The 17,144-nt window shown below is 57.0% G+C and carries 16 protein-coding genes; 1 reads left to right on the top strand and 15 read right to left on the bottom strand.

The genetic code is table 11. The features are described 5' to 3' along the window. Nucleotides 1–13: 13 nt before the first annotated feature. The 13 genes from CPH17_RS15810 to CPH17_RS15750 form a co-directional block, all read right to left on the bottom strand. Entirely contained in the window at nt 14–775 is a 762-nt protein-coding gene (locus CPH17_RS15810) for an ABC transporter permease (RefSeq protein WP_074395188.1), read from the bottom strand. After that, entirely contained in the window at nt 772–1,713 is a 942-nt protein-coding gene (locus CPH17_RS15805) for an ABC transporter ATP-binding protein (RefSeq protein WP_096300282.1), read from the bottom strand. Before CPH17_RS15805 ends, CPH17_RS15810 begins: the two co-directional genes overlap by 4 nt. Before the next feature lie 89 nt (nt 1,714–1,802). Next, entirely contained in the window at nt 1,803–2,900 is a 1,098-nt protein-coding gene (locus tag CPH17_RS15800; RefSeq protein WP_231898042.1) for a serine hydrolase, read from the bottom strand. Nucleotides 2,901–2,922: 22 nt separating this feature from the next. Continuing rightward, nucleotides 2,923–4,059 (bottom strand): OpgC domain-containing protein, encoded by a 1,137-nt coding sequence (gene opgC, locus CPH17_RS15795; protein WP_231896500.1) that lies wholly within the window; start codon nt 4,057–4,059, stop codon nt 2,923–2,925. Between the two features lie 193 nt (nt 4,060–4,252). After that, a complete protein-coding gene (locus CPH17_RS15790) occupies nt 4,253–4,513 on the bottom strand; it encodes a hypothetical protein (RefSeq protein ID WP_074398401.1) in 261 nt (86 codons plus the stop codon). A gap of 556 nt (nt 4,514–5,069) precedes the next feature. Next, nucleotides 5,070–5,372, bottom strand: coding sequence for a hypothetical protein (locus CPH17_RS15785; RefSeq protein WP_082934183.1), 303 nt, complete (start codon nt 5,370–5,372; stop codon nt 5,070–5,072). Between the two features lie 409 nt (nt 5,373–5,781). Further along, on the bottom strand, nt 5,782–6,141 hold the full coding sequence (locus tag CPH17_RS15780; RefSeq protein WP_096300278.1) for a hypothetical protein: 360 nt from the start codon (nt 6,139–6,141) through the stop codon (nt 5,782–5,784). Nucleotides 6,142–6,407: 266 nt separating this feature from the next. After that, nucleotides 6,408–7,178, bottom strand: coding sequence for an SDR family NAD(P)-dependent oxidoreductase (locus CPH17_RS15775; RefSeq protein WP_074395185.1), 771 nt, complete (start codon nt 7,176–7,178; stop codon nt 6,408–6,410). Between the two features lie 50 nt (nt 7,179–7,228). Then, nucleotides 7,229–8,392, bottom strand: a complete 1,164-nt coding sequence (locus tag CPH17_RS15770) for a Gfo/Idh/MocA family protein (protein ID WP_074395184.1) — start codon at nt 8,390–8,392, stop codon at nt 7,229–7,231. Nucleotides 8,393–8,407: 15 nt separating this feature from the next. After that, the gene (locus CPH17_RS15765) at nt 8,408–9,460 is read right to left on the bottom strand and encodes a sugar phosphate isomerase/epimerase family protein (RefSeq protein ID WP_074395183.1); all 1,053 of its coding nucleotides are present in this window, start codon (nt 9,458–9,460) and stop codon (nt 8,408–8,410) included. Between the two features lie 75 nt (nt 9,461–9,535). Next, on the bottom strand, nt 9,536–10,489 hold the full coding sequence (locus tag CPH17_RS15760) for an ABC transporter substrate-binding protein (protein WP_074395182.1): 954 nt from the start codon (nt 10,487–10,489) through the stop codon (nt 9,536–9,538). 82 nt (nt 10,490–10,571) lie between these two features. Beyond that, on the bottom strand, nt 10,572–11,588 hold the full coding sequence (locus CPH17_RS15755; RefSeq protein WP_096300970.1) for an ABC transporter permease: 1,017 nt from the start codon (nt 11,586–11,588) through the stop codon (nt 10,572–10,574). After that, on the bottom strand, nt 11,581–13,092 hold the full coding sequence (locus CPH17_RS15750; RefSeq protein ID WP_074395181.1) for a sugar ABC transporter ATP-binding protein: 1,512 nt from the start codon (nt 13,090–13,092) through the stop codon (nt 11,581–11,583). Before CPH17_RS15750 ends, CPH17_RS15755 begins: the two co-directional genes overlap by 8 nt. A gap of 202 nt (nt 13,093–13,294) precedes the next feature. On the opposite strand from CPH17_RS15750, the gene CPH17_RS15745 reads away from it, so the two are divergent. Beyond that, on the top strand, nt 13,295–14,521 hold the full coding sequence (locus tag CPH17_RS15745; protein WP_096300275.1) for an ROK family transcriptional regulator: 1,227 nt from the start codon (nt 13,295–13,297) through the stop codon (nt 14,519–14,521). Nucleotides 14,522–14,568: 47 nt separating this feature from the next. Here CPH17_RS15745 and CPH17_RS15740 read toward each other — a convergent pair whose 3' ends face one another. Together CPH17_RS15740 and CPH17_RS15735 are read right to left on the bottom strand one after the other, a co-directional pair. Continuing rightward, on the bottom strand, nt 14,569–15,345 hold the full coding sequence (locus CPH17_RS15740; RefSeq protein WP_096300273.1) for an SDR family oxidoreductase: 777 nt from the start codon (nt 15,343–15,345) through the stop codon (nt 14,569–14,571). A 20-nt stretch (nt 15,346–15,365) separates the two neighbouring features. After that, nucleotides 15,366–17,111 carry an IlvD/Edd family dehydratase gene (locus CPH17_RS15735; RefSeq protein WP_096300271.1) on the bottom strand — a complete coding sequence of 582 codons (1,746 nt, stop codon included), beginning with the start codon at nt 17,109–17,111 and terminating at the stop codon, nt 15,366–15,368. Between the last annotated feature and the right edge of the window lie 33 nt (nt 17,112–17,144).

The raw sequence follows: 17,144 nt of genomic DNA, 5'->3' as shown, positions 1-17,144 counted from the left end.
GGTTAATTCACGATCAGGGTTTGAGACGGTAGCCGGTGCGAAAAATCCAGCCAATAGTCGCCAGGCAAGCCGCCAGGAACAGACATATCATAATAACGCTGGCCGCAAGGCTGACGTCGCTGATGCCGTAAAAGCTCCAACGAAAACCGCTGACCAGATACACCACCGGATTAAGCAGTGTGACGCCCTGCCAAAACGGTGGCAGCATATCGATGGAGTAGAAACTACCGCCTAAAAACGTCAGCGGGGTAATCACCAGTAACGGCACTAACTGCAAGCGATCAAACCCTTCCGCCCAGATACCGATAATAAAACCTAGCAGACTGAAAGTGATCGCGGTGAGCACCAGAAAGGTTAGCATCCATATCGGATGGGCGACTTCCAGCGGCACAAAAAACCCGGAGGTAGCGAGGATAATCAGTCCTAGCAAAATCGACTTGGACGCCGCCGCCCCCACATAGCCAACGACAATTTCCAGGTGCGAGATAGGTGCTGAGAGCAATTCATAAATGCTGCCGGAGAACTTGGGGAAGAAAATCCCAAATGAGGCATTCGAGACGCTCTGGGTCAGCAGCATCAACATGATCAACCCCGGCACGATAAACGCACCATAGCTAACGCCGTCCACTTCGCTAATCCGCGAACCAATCGCCGCACCAAACACCACAAAGTAGAGCGAAGTGGAAATTACCGGCGACACAATGCTTTGCAGCAACGTGCGCCGGGTGCGCGCCATTTCGGCCATGTAAATAGCGCGAACGGGATAGAGGTTCATGCGTGTTCCTTAGGATTCACCAGGTCAACAAAAATATCCTCGAGCGAACTTTGCCGAGTGTGTAGGTCCTTGAAGGTGATGCCCTCACGTTCAAGCGCTGTCAGTAGGGCCGGAATACCATGGCCATCCTCTTCCTGGTGGCCATCGTAGGTGTAGACCAGTTCATAACCTTCAGCCATTAAGCTGAGTTCAGGCCGGTCGAGCGCAGGTGGCAGCATCGCTAACGGCTCGTTGAGGTAAAGCGTCAGTTGCTTGCTGCCCAGCTTGCTCATCAGCGCGTGCTTATTTTCGACCAACACGATTTCACCCCGGTTAATTACCCCGATGCGGTCGGCCATTTCCTCGGCTTCTTCGATATAGTGCGTGGTCAGAATAATGGTTACGCCGTTATCGCGTAGTTCGCGCACCACCTGCCACATTTCTCGGCGCAGCTCGACGTCAACGCCAGCGGTGGGCTCATCCAAGAACAAGATGCGCGGCTCGTGGGAGAGCGCCTTGGCGATCAACACGCGGCGTTTCATGCCGCCCGATAGCGTTATCAAGCGGTTATCGCGTTTCTCCCACAGCGCTAGCGATTTCAACACGCTTTCGATATGACCAGGGTTAGGCGGCTTGCCAAACAAGCCACGGCTAAAGCTAACCGTGTTCCATACCGTCTCAAAGGCTTCATTGGTTAGCTCCTGGGGCACTAGGCCAATGCGTTCCCGGGCTTGGCGGTACTCGGTTACGTTGTCGAAGCCATCGACCAATACCTGACCTTCGCTGGGCGTAACCAAGCCACATACCACGCTAATCAGCGTGGTCTTGCCCGCCCCATTGGGGCCTAGCAAGGCAAAAATTTCGCCGCGTTGAATCTGCAAATCCACACGGTTAAGCGCTTGAAATCCTCCTTGGTAGGTTTTATTCAGACCACGGATTTCGATAATGGGGTCGTTCAAGGCAGGCTCCTGACAAAGCGGCCGTCGGGCGGCCGCTGATAGCGAGTGGCGCGATGGCTAGTTTAGCACGGAGGATAAAAAACGGCTGACTACCAGGGCGCTCCCAGCGCACCACTGCGTCGCAGTGCCAGCCCCACGCCTGCTAGGGCGCGCTCATGGTCGCTGACCTCGTCCGGGCCCTGAGTACAGACCACTACCGCCCAGGCGGCGTTGGGCTGCTCCTTGCGCTCTACCAACCCGGCATCGCAGCTACGGCGGTTCTGGGTGCCGGTTTTGTGTGCGTAGCTGACTGACTCGCCAAAGCCTTTCTTTAGCCGCTGTTCGCCGGAGCGGGTGTTGGCCATTAAGGCGAGCACCTCATCGCTTGGCGAACCTTGAAGGTCGGGCATGGCACCTCGGTAAAGCGTCGCCAGTACATCGCCGAACGCGCGCAAAGTGCCTGCGTTTTCGCCCCTCTCTTGGTAGGCATCAAAGGCGCGATGGTAATCGGGCTGATTGAACGTCTCAGGGGAAACATTTAGCCGCTTGGCTAGCGCCTGAGTGCGTTGACTTACCGGGGATTCACGCAGCGCTATAAAATCCATACCGTCCAATGAGCGCGCCTCTGAATGCAGTTCGCCGTAAACGCCTTGGCGCACACCCACCAATTTGGATATCGGCCCTAGCGTATCAGGGTCCCCGCCATTGGCCGCCACCATGGCGCGGGCGCGTTGGTTGACGTTATCCAGGCCGACGCGCTCAATCAGCATGTCCGTAGCGGTGTTATCGCTCACGGTGATCATATGCTCCAACAAGTACCCCACCGATATCGGCGTGCCAGGGTCGTGCCAGTTGGTGGGCCCCGCACCATCTACATAATCGCTTTGGGTCAGCGTCAACCGCTCGCTGGTCGGCACACGTTTGCCCAACACCTCCGCCGCGACCGGCACTTTGATGAGCGAAGCAAGATACCAAGGATCATCGGCGCGCCAGCTGTAGGCTTCGCCGCTGGTAAGGTTTTGCACATAAACGCCAATATTGCCCGCAAAGCGCTCTGCTATTGCGGTCATTCGGGCATCCAGGTTGCTTTGCCAAGCACTTTGTTTGTCCACCTCATGGTACCAATGCGCGTCATATCCACCCGCGTGGGCAGGCAGCACAAAAAGCAGCGCTACCACGACCAAGCTGCCATAAAACCAGTGTCGCAACGTACCAACTCCTAAGATTGAATTAGCGATGAGCATTCATCCAGCGAGTCAGCCAAATCCACGCGGCTGCCCCAAGGATTAACAGGCCACCAACGCCAAGCGCCTGTGGATAGCTATACATACCCTCGCCTTCCCACAAAAAACGCAGCATCAGAAAAATCACCACGATATGAAAGATAAACGCTTTGAGCGCATCCGAGCCCACCAGCGTGAGGGGCATCAGTGCTTTGGCTGCTTTGGTGCCACCGGCTATCGCAAGGGCTAATAGCACCAGCGCGCCACCCAGGCTAAACAGCATAAACGCAAGCCCCGGCGGATGTTTACCCTGGTTATTGGCCACCGCCAGCATGGCGGCATGGACATCGCCACCGGCCAACGCCAGCACATAAAACCCAGCGACCAGTAGCGCTCCTACGCCAAGCAGCGAAAAGATCAGACGGCGTTTTAGCGCCGGGTCGCCCACGCAGCGCAGTAACGCTTCACCCAACAAAAGCCCCAGCAAAATAAGTGGCGCACGACTGAGCTGGCCCCAGGCATAGTGATCCTCGTGGTCTACCAGCAGCGCCTTGAGAATATCGTTACCGCCAAATGAAAGCCCTTGCAACCACGCTGCGAGCGAGGTCAGCCCGGCGATAACGGCCAATCGGCTCCAAAGGGGCGCTCGTGCCCAAAGTGGCAGTATTAACGGCACCCACAACAGCGCGATGGCGTAAAACCCGAGAATTTCCACCCAGATGCCAAAGCGACCGTAGAGCAGCGCATCGACGATTTCGCTCGGCGTGTTAAACGGCAACATTTCAAAAATCAGCAGGGCCTTGTACCAAAACCAGACCTCTACCGCGCGCAACCACAATTTAAGGCGGCGTTTGGGCCAGCCATCGCGATGCACGTGGGGCAAAAACGCCACCGCCAGCGCGATACCAAATACCAGGATAAACAGCGACGAAGAAAACTTGGTGAGAAAGTGAATGGGCACCATACCCCACTCGGGCACGTTAGGAATGCCCACTAGCCCACTGACGGAATGGCTCACGATCATTAACCCGATTGCGATGCCGCGAGCTAAATCGATCGCCTCAATGCGGCCTTCCGTTTTGGGCAGGTGGGGCGTCTCGTTCCAGGCAATCGCCATCGGCATATCCTTATTTCCAGTGATCATCCCACATTGACCCTTACGGTATTACCTTATTTGGCCTCGAATATGAACCCACCCTTATGTTTCTGCTTCAACGCTGTACACCTAGAGACTAGTAACAGTTTGATATCTACCCACGCAAAAATGCCCCGCAAACGGCGGGGCATTTTGGACTCATCATTGAATTTGAAGAGTTAACCTTTCATTGAAGACGGGCTTACCAGTCAGAATCTTCTTCTGAATCATCTTCCTCGGTTTCCCAATCTTCTTCCTCTTCTTCCTCATACTCAGTAGAGGTGTCTTCCTCTTCTTCTGAGTCAAATGAATTCATGGAACCTTGATCTTCATCCTGCGTCGTCTCTTCTTGCGGTGCAGGCTCTTGCTCCTCTTCTTCATCCATGCCAAAAGCTAACGGGCTGGCCATCAGACCGAAAGATACGCCGAGGATGCCTAGCTTCTTGAGAGAATCCTTCTTCAACATAATACTGCCTCCTATATGGCTTCACTTTCTGGGTAAGAACGTTAGGTCGTCTTACCTGTCCGTTCTTACCCAGATAATTGCAGCTGGCATGCCAGTTTTCACAATAAAATAAAAAGTCTCATAAAATCATGATGATAAAAAATTAATCGTCATGCCAATGCTTGCCAACCTACCGCTTGAAGGACGTTTTTGCTGTTTAACTCCGGCACATGAGCCCGCATTACACGGCCAATTCTTAAACGGTAATTGCCTGCTTTCGGCGCTGACTACTAACAGCAAGGTGGCGGCACTATGTTGAGATTTGAGACGCAGCTTGTGGTGCTGCCTGGCTTGAGAATTGCCGCTTGGTCGTCGGGGCAGATCCACTTTTACACTTGCCGTTCGATCATCACTGCGCCGGGCACGCCGTGACATTCAACGCCCGTTATTCACTGTGCGCTAGGCAAGCACACGCAAAATGCCCCGCCAGTAGCGGGGCATTTAAGATTCATCCTTGAATCTGAAGAGTTAATCTTCCATCAACTGAAGAGTTAATCTTCCATCAAGATGGGGATTACCAATCTGAATCTTCTTCAGAATCGTCTTCCTCAGTTTCCCAATCTTCTTCCTCTTCTTCCTCATCTTCGTAAGAGAAGTCTTTCTCTTCTTCCTCTTCCTCGTACTCAGTAGAAGTGTCTTCCTCTTCCTCTGAGTCGAATGAATTCATGGAACCTTGATCTTCATCCTGCGTCGTCTCTTCTTGCGGTGCAGGCTCTTGCTCCTCTTCTTCATCCATGCCAAAAGCTAACGGGCTGGCCATCAGACCGAAAGATACGCCGAGGATGCCTAGCTTCTTGAGAGAATCCTTCTTCAACATGATACTGCCTCCTATCTTGGCTTCACTTTCTGGACAAGAACGTTAGGTCGTCCTACCTGTCCGTTCTTGCCCTAATGATTGCAGTCACCATGCCATTTTTTTTATAAAAATAAAAAATTATTCAATTTCAACATCATACTGAAAAAAAGGCGTGCCAGTTCATGCCAAGCCCGGATCAACTTAGCGGCTTTTGGCTGTTTAACCGTGGCACATGCGCCCGAGGGACTCTGCCGTGAGGGGCAAGTGATTGAGTAAATGAATAGTATCTAGCGGCTTATGTTGCTTAATTGAGGCTCATCGCTAAATGAAAATGCCCCGCATTAGCGGGGCATTTAGAGCTCATATACGAAATGAGAGAGTTAAGACAGCTGAGACATAACAGTACCTGTTACCTCAAAACCGTAATGACTTATTCATCTTCGTCAACTTCGGACTCTTGCTGGGTGCCGGTCGATGCGTCATTTTCTTCTTCACCTACAACGGGGTCGTCAGAGTCAGAGGAACCCGTGGACTCTTGACTTGCGTCTAAATCAGATTCTTCTTGAGTACCCGTCGTTGAATCATTCTCCTCTTCACCCGCTACAGGCTCACCGCTATCTGAACCCGAAGAGCCCGCCGTATCTTGACCTTCATCCAGATCAGCCTCTTGCTTAGTGCCAGTCTTTGGCTCGTCATCTTCATGCATGTCGGCAAAGGCGAGTGGGCTGGCCATCAAAGCAAACGATACGCCTAGAATGCCTAGTTTTTTGGAAAAATCCTTCTTCATCATAATACCATCTCCTATTTGGCTTTACTTCCCAGGTGAGAACATCTAGCCGCCCTTACCTGTACAACTCTTACACTAGTAAATGATTATGTATCAGTCAAGTCATACCAAGCCGTATTTAAGTTTCCCCTCAACTGCAAAAGGTGAAAGGTCACCATAAACGCGTACGGCAAATAACAATGTAGTCGTCCATCAAGGAACTATCCAAATCTATATTGGCCTCGATTCCGCAAACGCCAAGCCCGCTTTCGTTATTAACGGCTGCTTATCTAAGCCCAGCCGGCATCCACCGCCAGCTCCTGGCCGGTGATGGCCTGGCTTTCGGCGCTGGCCAAAAACAGCACGGCGGGGGCAATGTGTTGGGATTGAAGACGCAGCTTCAAGCACTGGCGCGCTTGAATGGCGGCTTCGTCGTCGGGGCCGATCCATTTTTCCAACTGCCGCTCGGTCATCACCGCGCCAGGCACTAGCGTATTAACGCGAATATTGTGCTCCCCCAGGTCCCGCGCCAGGCTGCGCGTTAAACCGTGCACTGCCGCTTTGGCAGTAACGTAAAGGGGCAAACCGCCCAGCGCCATTTGCACGCTGACCGAGCCAAAATTAATGATCGAGCCACCGCCTGCTTTTATCATCTGTTCAGCCGCCGCCTGGGCAGCAAAGAACATCGGACGCAGGTTAAGTGACATACGCTCATCCCAGTAGGCAACATCCACCTTCTGCCAGGCATGACGATCATCGTTGGCGGCATTGTTCACCAGGGTATGAATCGGCCCGACATTTTGGCCGGTATCCGCGATCACCTGCTGTAGGCTTGCCACGTCGCGAATATCGCAGTGGTGGTAAAGCGGCGCCTGGCCGGTTTCGTCGCTGAGTTCTGCGACCAGCGCTTGGCTGGCCTCGTCGTTGATATCCACAAACACCACCCGCGCGCCCTGACGATGAAAGGCACGGGTAAGAGCAGCCCCAATGCCACTGCCACCCCCGGTAATCAAGACCACTCGCTGTTCTAGGCTCGCATAACGCGCTGAATGTTGATTCATGTCGATTCCTACGCCGCTTTATTGTTATTACAGAACCCCATTCGCCTTGCCTAAACGTCTACCCATTGCCCCCCGGCGGCGGACGAGGCCAATGCTCGGGTGATAAACGTCAGACCATCAACACCATCGGACACCCCCGGCGTTAGTGCGGCAAGCGCATTGGCGCTTGCGCCGTTCTGGCGAGCATGGATTTGCACCGCGAAATCACGATAAAGCTGCGCAAAAGCTTCGAGATAGCCTTCCGGATGCCCCGGTGGAATGCGCGCCGCCGCCAGCGCTGCATCGCACAGGCCAGGGCCATTGCGCGTCAGGATGCGTGGTGGCTCGCCCAGCGGCGAATGCACGAGCTGATTGGGGGTTTCCTGGCGCCACTCAAGACCACCTTGGCTGCCATAAACGCGGATCCGCAGGCCATTTTCATTACCGGGTGCCACTTGGCTCGACCACAGCATGCCCCGTGCGCCGCCCTTGAAACGCAGCAGCATATGCACGTTGTCATCCAGTGCGCGGCCTTCCACAAAGGTGTGCATATCGGCGGCGAGGGATCCGAGCTCCAGGCCGGTCACATAGCGCGCCAGGTGATAGGCGTGGGTGCCGATATCGCCCAAGCAGCCCGCGGGGCCGCTGCGCTTGGGATCGGTGCGCCACTCGGCCTGCTTAACGCCGCTGTCTTCCAGGCGGGTGGAAAGCCAATCCTGCGGATACTCCACCTGCACCACGCGCAGCTCGCCCAGCTCACCGTTGGCCACCATCTCCCGAGCCTGGCGAACCAGCGAGTAGCCGGAGTAGTTATGGGTCAAACCGAAGAACAGTCCCGTCCGTTCCACCAGCTCGGCGAGGGTTTCGGCCTCTTCCAGGGTGATCGTCATCGGCTTGTCGCAGATGACGTGAAAGCCCGCTTCCAGAAAAGTGCGTGCCACGTCGAAGTGCATGTGATTGGGGGTCACAATGGCGACCACATCGATGGCATCCGGGCGCTTGCGCTCCGCCTCAGCCATGGTTTGGTAGTCAGGGTAAGCGCGGTCATCCGCCACGTGCAGTTCCGCGCCGGCGGCCCGGCTACGCTCGGGGTCAGAGGCGAAAGCCCCGGCGACCAGCTCGTAGTGGTCGTCTAATCTGGCGGCGATGCGGTGCACCCCACCAATAAACGCCCCTTGGCCGCCGCCGACCATGCCCAAGCGCAGCCGACGCGGCGTGTCGTGTTGAGTGCTCATGTCGTATTGCCCTCCTTAAAGACCCAGAATGCGGCGATTGGCGGCTTGGTCGGAGCCGCCGTCGGCGAAGTCGTCAAACGCCCGCTCGGTGACCTCAATAATGTGGTCGCGAATAAAGGTCGCGCCTTCACGGGCGCCGACTTCCGGGTGTTTCAGGCAGCACTCCCACTCCAGCACCGCCCAGCCGTGATAGTCGTTAGCCGCCATCCAGGAGAAGATCGACTTGAAGTCGATCTGGCCATCGCCCAGCGAGCGGAATCGTCCCGCGCGCTCCGTCCACGACTGATAGCCGGAGTACACGCCCTGTTTGGGGCTGGGGTTAAACTCGGCGTCCTTAACGTGAAACATCTGAATATGTTCGCGATACACGTCCAGAAAGCCACGGTAGTCGAGCTGCTGCAGAATCAGGTGGCTGGGGTCATAAAGAATGTGGCAGCGCGGGTGGTGGCCGACCCGCTCGAGGAACATCTCAAAGGTGATGCCGTCGTGGAGATCTTCGCCGGGATGAATCTCGTAGCAGAGGTTCACGCCCGCCTCGTCAAAGGCATCCAGAATCGGCCGCCAGCGTTTAGCCAGCTCGTCAAACGCGGTGTCGACCAAACCTGCGGGGCGCTGAGGCCAAGGATAAATAAACGGCCACGCCAGTGACCCGGAAAAGGTGCCGTGGTCGGTAAGGCCAAGGTTTTGCGATGCCTTGGCAGCCAGCTTGAGCTGATCCACCGCCCACGCTTGGCGCGCTTTGGGGTTGCCGCGCACTTCGGGTACCGCGAAGCCGTCGAACATCTCGTCGTAAACCGGATGCACGGCGACCAACTGGCCCTGAAGATGGGTGGAGAGTTCGGTGAGCGCCAGGCCGTGTTTGGCCAAGGTGCCTTTGATCTCGTCGCAGTAGGTGCGGCTCTCGGCGGCACGCTTGAGATCGATCATGCGCGCATCCCAACTGGGAATCTGCACACCCTGATACCCCAGCCCCGCCGCCCAGGCGGCAATGCTGTCGAGGCTATTAAAGGGGGCGTCGTCACCGGCGAACTGGGCGAGAAAGAGCGCGGGCCCTTTGATGGTTTTCATAGGACTCTCTCTGTGAAATCTAATTGATATGAATAGAGGAGCGCGGGCGGCGTCACCCGCGCCTTTTTTGTCAGCTCAGAACGGCGAGTCGGGGAAATAGTATTGCTCGGCGTTCTCCTCGGTGATCAGCGGCGAGCCTAGAATGTACTCGCCCAATACCGGGCCATTAGAGACGAAGTGCTGCACGGTCAGATCCATGGCCGTGGCGATCATGGCGGGCGGATACAGCACGTCTACCGGCACCAGTTCATCGCCGTCCATCACGCGCTTGATAATGTCCTTCATGCCCGCGCCGCCGACGATAAACAGCTCGTCTTCGCGCTCCGCCTGACGTACCGCTTCAATCACACCAAGCGCGATGTCGTCATCCTGAGCCCAAACGGCGTCGATATTATCGAAACGCGACAGGTAGTCCTGCATCACTTCAAAGCCATCGTCACGATTCCAGTTGGCGTGCTGCATATCGAGGATATTGACGTCAGAACCTTCAATTGCCTCCTCGAAGCCTTCCACGCGCTCGTCGTCAATCACGGTAGGAATGCCGCGCAACACGACAATGTCGCCTTCACCATCCAGCTGTTCGCGGATGTACTCGCCCGAAACGCGGCCTAACTCGTGGTTATTACCCGCCACGTAGAGATCTTCGATGCCTTCTTCATTGAGTCCCCGGTCTACCACGGTAACGAACACGCCAGAGTCTTTAACGCGGCGCACCGGGTCGGTCAGCGGGCCCGACTCGAACGGCAATACGACCAGGGCATCGATATCACGCAACGACACCAGGTCCTCCAGATCGTTGGCCTGTTCGCCTGGCGTGCTCGCCGTGGAAATGGTGATTTCAATATCGGGGTACAATTCCTCAAGGCGCTCTTTGGCCTCCTCGGCGTGGTAGTTGACCCCGCCGGTCCAGCCATGGGTAGCGGCCGGAATCGAGACCCCGATGGTAACTTCCTGGGCCACCACGGCCCCGGAAAGCCCCAGTGCGGCTGCGGTGACAAAGGTTGCCACTGCTGTTTTGATAGTTGGCATAATGATGCTCCTTTTGTGTTTGTACTTGTTATGCGGTTGAAGCCTTCGATGTTGCACTCGCTGTTGCGGTTTTTAAGTGGCCCTACGGCCCAGTTTTCCTCCACGAGGCACGCTGCAGGTAGACGGCCACAATGATGATGATCCCCTGCACCGTACCGTTGAGATAGTTGGAAATGGCGTCGGTCAAATTAAGAATATTGCCGATCATGGTGAGCATGATGGCGCCCACCACCGTGCCCCAGATGCGACCGTGGCCACCTTTCAACATGGTGCCGCCAATGATCACCGCAGCAATCGCCTCAAGTTCCCATAGCACCCCGGTAGCCCCGGATGCAGAACCCAGCCGCGGCACATAGATAATCGTCGCCAAGGCCACACAAACGCCTTGCAGCATGTAGGTCATGGTTTTGATGCGGTCAACGTGAATGGCGCTGTATTCGGCGACTTTTTCATTGGAGCCGATGGCAAAACAGTAGCGCCCGAAACGGGTGTAGTTAAGCAGGATGTAGCCAACAATGGCGACAAACAGAAACACCCAGACTGGAAAGGTGATGCCTAAAAAATTGCCGTAATAGACCGGGCGGTAGATATCGCGCACCGCCCAATCAAGCGTCAGGGTGCCGCCATCGGCCAGGTAAGTAACCAGCGAGCGGTAAATCCCCATGGTGCCGAGAGTAACGATAAAGGCTTCGATTTTGCCTTTGGTGGTTACCATGCCATTAATCAAACCAGCGCATAGCCCCAACAACAGCGAGGCACCCACGCCACACAGCACGGTGGTCAACCCTGGCCCAAACTGCTCAACCAGGCTGTTCATCAGAATGATCATCACCCCGGCGATAAACGCCGCCATCGACCCCACCGAAAGGTCCAGCCCGCCGGCGGTAATCACGAAGGTAGCGCCAATGGCAATAATGCCGATAAAAGCACTGCGGGTGAGCATGTTCGAGAGGTTATCCAGCCCTAGAAATGCCGGATTGATCAGCACGCCCAGCAGCGCTAGAACCACCAGCGCCACAAACGGCCCCCAGGTTTTCAGGTCAACGGAGAACCCCTTCGAATTGATGTTTTTGTTGTTGGCCGTTTTGTTATTAGGCATGACGCTGCTCATCTACCCCTACTCCCTTAATGCCGGATGCGTACTGGATGATTTCTTGTTCGTTAATTTGCTCGCCTTCAAGCACCCCGGTGAGCACGCCAGCGCACATTACCGCCACGCGGTGGGAAAGCCCGATCAGCTCGCTCATCTCTGAAGAGATTAAAATGACCGAGCAGCCCGCCTCGGTAAGCTCGTGGATAAAGTGATAAATCTGGTGCTTGGTTCCCACATCGATACCCCGGGTTGGCTCGTTGATAATCACGATTTCGGGCTCGATGGACATTACCTTGGCGAGCAGTAGCTTCTGCTGGTTGCCGCCGGAGAGTTCGGAGGCGGTGCGTGTCGCCGTGCGCAGCCGGATATCGAAGCGCTGAATGGCCTGTTGAAAGGCTTGCTCTTCATGGCGGCGGTCAATCAGCGGGTGGCAATGAGCGCGTAAATTGAGCAGGGTAACGTTGGAGCGCAAGTCCATATTGAGCACCAAACCTTTGCCTTTGCGATCCTCGGTGAGGTAGGCAATACGCTGATGTACTGCATCGCGCAGGTGGCGCAACACTATCGGCTGCCCGTTACGCAGCACTTGGCCGGCACTTTTGCCGCGCAGTCCAAGCACTGCTTCGATCAGCGCCGTTCGACCTGCACCCACGACCCCGCCGAACCCCAGCACTTCACCTCGCCGCAGGGTAAAGCTGGCCTGCTTAACGGCGCCCGGCACCACAAACTCCCGCGCTTCCAGCACCACTGGCGCATCGGCCGGAAGGTGGGTACGCGGTGGATACATCTCGTTAATTTCGCGGCCCACCATCAGCCGCGCCAGCTCTTCTTTGCTGCGCCCGGCCATAGGCCCGCTATCCACCAAATGGCCGTCGCGCAGCACCGTTACATGGTCGGCAATCTGCTCAATTTCGCGCAGCTTGTGAGAGATATACAGAATCGCTACGCCCCGCTTTCGCAGGCGGGCAACCAATTCGAAAAGCACCTTCACTTCGCTTTCCGTCAGGGTGGCCGTCGGCTCATCCATGATCAGCACGCGCACATCGCGAGTGATCGCCTTGGCGATCTCGACCATCTGCTGATCTGAAGTACTGAGATCTTTCACTCGGGCGCGGGGATCTACATGGGTTTCAAGCTCCGCCAATACCGTCCGGCTACGCTCACGCATGGTGCGACGATCCAGCAGCAATCCACAGCGTAGTTCGCGGCCCAGGAAGATGTTCTCTTCCACGCTAAGCTGTTCCGCTAACGCCAGCTCCTGGTGGATCATCACCACCCCGTCGGCCTCTGCCTCGCCGCTTGAACGGTAGTATTGTTGTTTTCCGTCGAGAAACACCTCGCCCGAGGTGGGGCGAAGATAGCCAGCAAGGATTTTTACCAGGGTCGATTTACCGGCGCCGTTCTCGCCCAGCAGGGCATGCACCTCGCCCGCCTGCAGGTCAAGGTCAACGTCGAATAACACCTGGTTTTCACCAAACGAGCGGCAGATTCGCCGCGCCGATAAGAGCATGGGCCACCTATTTTATTGCTGTTGTTATTATGCGTATGGGGCTTACCCACTTTTCATTCTTATTGAATGATGTTTTATTTACTTTAGGCGCTAAAATAAATACCTGCATATGCAACTTAGGTCGTGTTTTGACATTTGAGCGAACAGGCCAGGATGTGAACGCAAATCGACTGTTCTGCGTTACTCAACAATGGCGATATCTATGCCCCTTCCGTCCACTGACACCAGCCGCCACGATAATACGTTGGCGGTGATTCGCACCCTGCGCGACCAAGGGCCAGTGGCACGCGTCGACCTGGGCACACTAAACGGCATCAGTTCCGCCACCGTCACCTCCATCAGCGCCGAGTTGCTTCAACAGGGGTTGATTCAGGAGCGTCCTCCTGAAACACCCCGCCCCAGCGGGCGTGGTCGGCCTAAAACCCTGATACAGCTCAACCCGCATGCCGCCTGCGTGGTGTGCATCAAACTATCTATTAATGAGATCCAACTGGTGGTGGGCGACTTTTCGGGTCAGGTACGCCACAGCGAGCACCACGCGGTGCCCACCTTGACGCTGAGCGCCGACGACCTGGAAGCGTTACTGGAAGAGAAGATCAGCGCTGTTTGCGCGCAACAGCTGAAGGGGTTTCAACGCTTGGCGGGGATCTGTTTGGCGGTACAGGGGGTGGTGTCGTCGCAGAGTGGTACGATTATCTGGTCGCCCGCTTTAAGCTTTCGTAACGCACCGATATCGGCACAATTAGCGGAACGTTTTCACTGCAGTGTACTGCTGGAGAATGATGCCAACTGCATCGCCAGCTTGCTGGCAGGCCAGCCCGCCTATGTGAACAGCCCCAACTTGGTGGTCATTATGCTGGGTTACGGCATCGGCATGTCGGTGCTAATTAACGGCGTGCCGTTTCTGGGTGCCAATGGCTCAGCGGCCGAATTTGGGCATAGCAAATACCAGCCGGGTGGCGCGCTATGCGCCTGTGGGCGCCGGGGCTGCATTGAAGCCTACGCAAGCGACTACGCGCTCTATCGCGCCGCCGCCGATCATTTAGCACTGCCTGCTGGCGACAGCGCCCACCCTTCTGAGCAACAAATGCAGGCGCTAACCCAACTGGCACTGCAGGGTGATCCCGTGGCTCAGCGCATCTATGAAGAGGCGGGCCGTGCGCTGGGTATCGGTGTTGCCAATGTAATGGCACTGTTCAACCCTGATTTAGTGCTGATTACCGGCTCCGGCGTGCGCGGCTTTGAGGCTATGCAAACCGCCATGCACGGCGCCATTGATGACGCTCTGGTAGCCGAGTTGAAGGGCACTACCCGTATCGAGAGCTGCGCCTGGGATCGCGATATGACCTGCATGGGCGGCATCGCCATGACGCTAACCGCCACCGATGCAGAGACCCTTTTCGATAGCCAGACCAAGTCGGTAAGTTAATCAGCGTAGCGCGCAGCAGCCAGCAAGGTGGGGTGAGTAGTGCTGCGTCAATCGTGGTAGACCACACTGCGCCCACCGTCGATGGTCAAGCAGCTTGCATTGATAAAGGGCGCTTCATCCGACGCCAGAAAAACGACCGTCATGGCCACCTCCTCGGGGCGCCCTAGCCGACCAGGCGGCAGCAGTGCTTCGATGCGAGCCTTCGCCGCTGCAGGATCCTCGAATGACTGCCAATGCGCCTCTACTGCCGGAGTGGCAATGTAGCCCGGCGCGATGGCATTAACCCGCACGCCACGCGAGGCATACTCAATGCCGAGCGCCCGCGTCAAACCAATCAAACCGTGCTTAGCTATTGGGTAGGGAAAGCAGCCCGGAATGATCGAGAAGCTATGGGTGGAGGCAACGTTGATAATCGCACCACCGCCTTGCTCGAGCATACCCGGCAATACCGCCCTACTGCAGTGCCAGGCGCCTTCCAGATCGACCGAGAGGCAACGCTGCCAAGCCTCGTCCGGCATGGCCAACGGCTCGTGAAAGACATTCATCCCCGCGTTATTGACCAAGGTGGTCAACGGCCCGGAAAGCTTACGCGCCTGAGCCACTGCGGCCTCCACCGCAGCGCGGTCGGCAATGTCCGCCACCAGGGCTTGGGCTGGGCAGCCTTCGCCACGCAGCGCTTCCGCCAGCCGTTCGACGCCATCGCCATCCCGATCCAGCAAAGCGACCTTGGCCCCCTCGCGAACGCAGGCCTCGGCAACGGCACGGCCAATGCCGGTAGCCGCGCCCGTCACCAGAATATGCTTAGCGGCCAGTCTGGCGGTCATTGGACTTCCTTATTGAGATATCAATGCGAGTGGCGCGGCACCTCAGCCCCTCGGCAGCCGACCAGAAAGTCGAAGTCGCAGCCTTCATCGGCCTGAAGGACGCGCTCAATGTAGAGTTGGCGGTAGCCGCCCTGGCTGGCAATCAACGTTGAAGCAGCGGTGGGGTCGCTTTCGGCCAGGCGCGAGGCCAGCTCTTCATCGCTGAGTTCCAGGTGCAGGCGGCCGCTTGCGCAGTCAAGTTCGATCCAGTCACCGTTGCGGACGGCGGCCAGCGGGCCACCGGCGGCGGCTTCGGGTGCCACGTGCAGCACCACGGTGCCGTAGGCGGTGCCACTCATGCGGGCGTCGGAGATGCGCACCATATCGGTAATCCCCTGGGCGAGGATCTTGGGTGGCAGGCCCATATTGCCTACCTCGGCCATGCCGTGATATCCACGCGGACCGCAGTGCTTCATGACCAGAATGTCGCTGGCCTCAACGTCCAGGTCCGGGTCGTTAATGCGCGCTTTGTAGTCGTCGAAGTCCTCGAACACTACCGCACGACCACGGTGCTGCATCAGTTCAGCGGTCGCGGCCGAAGGCTTGAGCACCGCGCCGTTGGGGGCGAGGTTGCCGCGCACCACGCAAATGCCGCCGTCCGCGGTGAGGGGATTATCCAGTGGGCGAATGACGTCGTCGTTATACAACGGGGCATCCTGAACGTTTTCCCACAGAGTTTTGCCGTTGACGGTGAGCGCGTCCTTGAAGGGCAGGCGGTCTGCGTCGCCCAGGCGCTTGAGTACCGCTGGCAGGCCACCGGCATAGTAGAACTCCTCCATCAGAAAGCGCCCGGAAGGCTGAAGATCCACCACCGTCGGGGTGCCGCGTCCGACCCGGCTCCAGTCATCCAGCGTCAGGTCTACCCCGATGCGCCCGGCGATCGCCTTGAGGTGGATCACCGCGTTGGTGGAGCCGCCGATGGCGGCGTTGGTGCGAATGGCGTTGTCGAAGGCTTCCCGGGTGAGGATTTTGGAGAGCTTGAGGTCTTCATTCACCATCTCGACGATGCGGTTACCCGAGAGGTGCGCCAGCACATAGCGGCGGGAGTCCACCGCCGGAATTGCCGCATTGTGGGGCAGCGAGGTGCCCAGCGACTCGGCCATGCAGGCCATCGTGGAGGCGGTGCCCATGGTGTTGCAGGTACCCGCCGAGCGGGACATACCGGCTTCGGCGGCCATGAAATCGTGGAGTGAAATCTCCCCCGCTTTGACCTGCTCGGAGAGTTGCCAGACCACGGTGCCGGAACCGATATCCTTTCCCTTGTGCTTGCCGTTGAGCATCGGCCCGCCGGTGACCACGATGGTAGGGATATCGCAGCTCGCCGCGCCCATCAGCAGCGCCGGGGTGGTTTTGTCGCAGCCCACCAGTAGTACCACCCCGTCAATGGGGTTGCCGCGAATGGCTTCTTCCACGTCCATGCTGGCCAGGTTGCGGGTAAACATGGCCGTGGGGCGCAGGTTGGATTCGCCGTTGGAGAACACCGGAAACTCGACCGGATAGCCGCCCGCCTCCAGAATGCCCTGCTTCACGTGCTCTGCGAGTTTGCGGAAGTGAGCGTTGCACGGCGTCAGCTCCGACCAGGTGTTGCAGATCCCGATGATTGGCTTGCCCTGAAACTCATGGTCGGGAATGCCCTGATTTTTCATCCAACTGCGGTACATAAAGCCGTTCTTGTCGGCGGTGCCGAACCACTCGGCGGAGCGTAAGGGGCGCTGGCGCTCGGACATGATGAGTCTCCGTAAAAAACCGGGAAAATGGGA

The sequence above is a fragment of the Halomonas sp. hl-4 genome (assembly GCF_900215475.1).
Lineage (GTDB): Bacteria > Pseudomonadota > Gammaproteobacteria > Pseudomonadales > Halomonadaceae > Vreelandella.
This window is presented reverse-complemented; position numbering and strand designations above follow the sequence as displayed.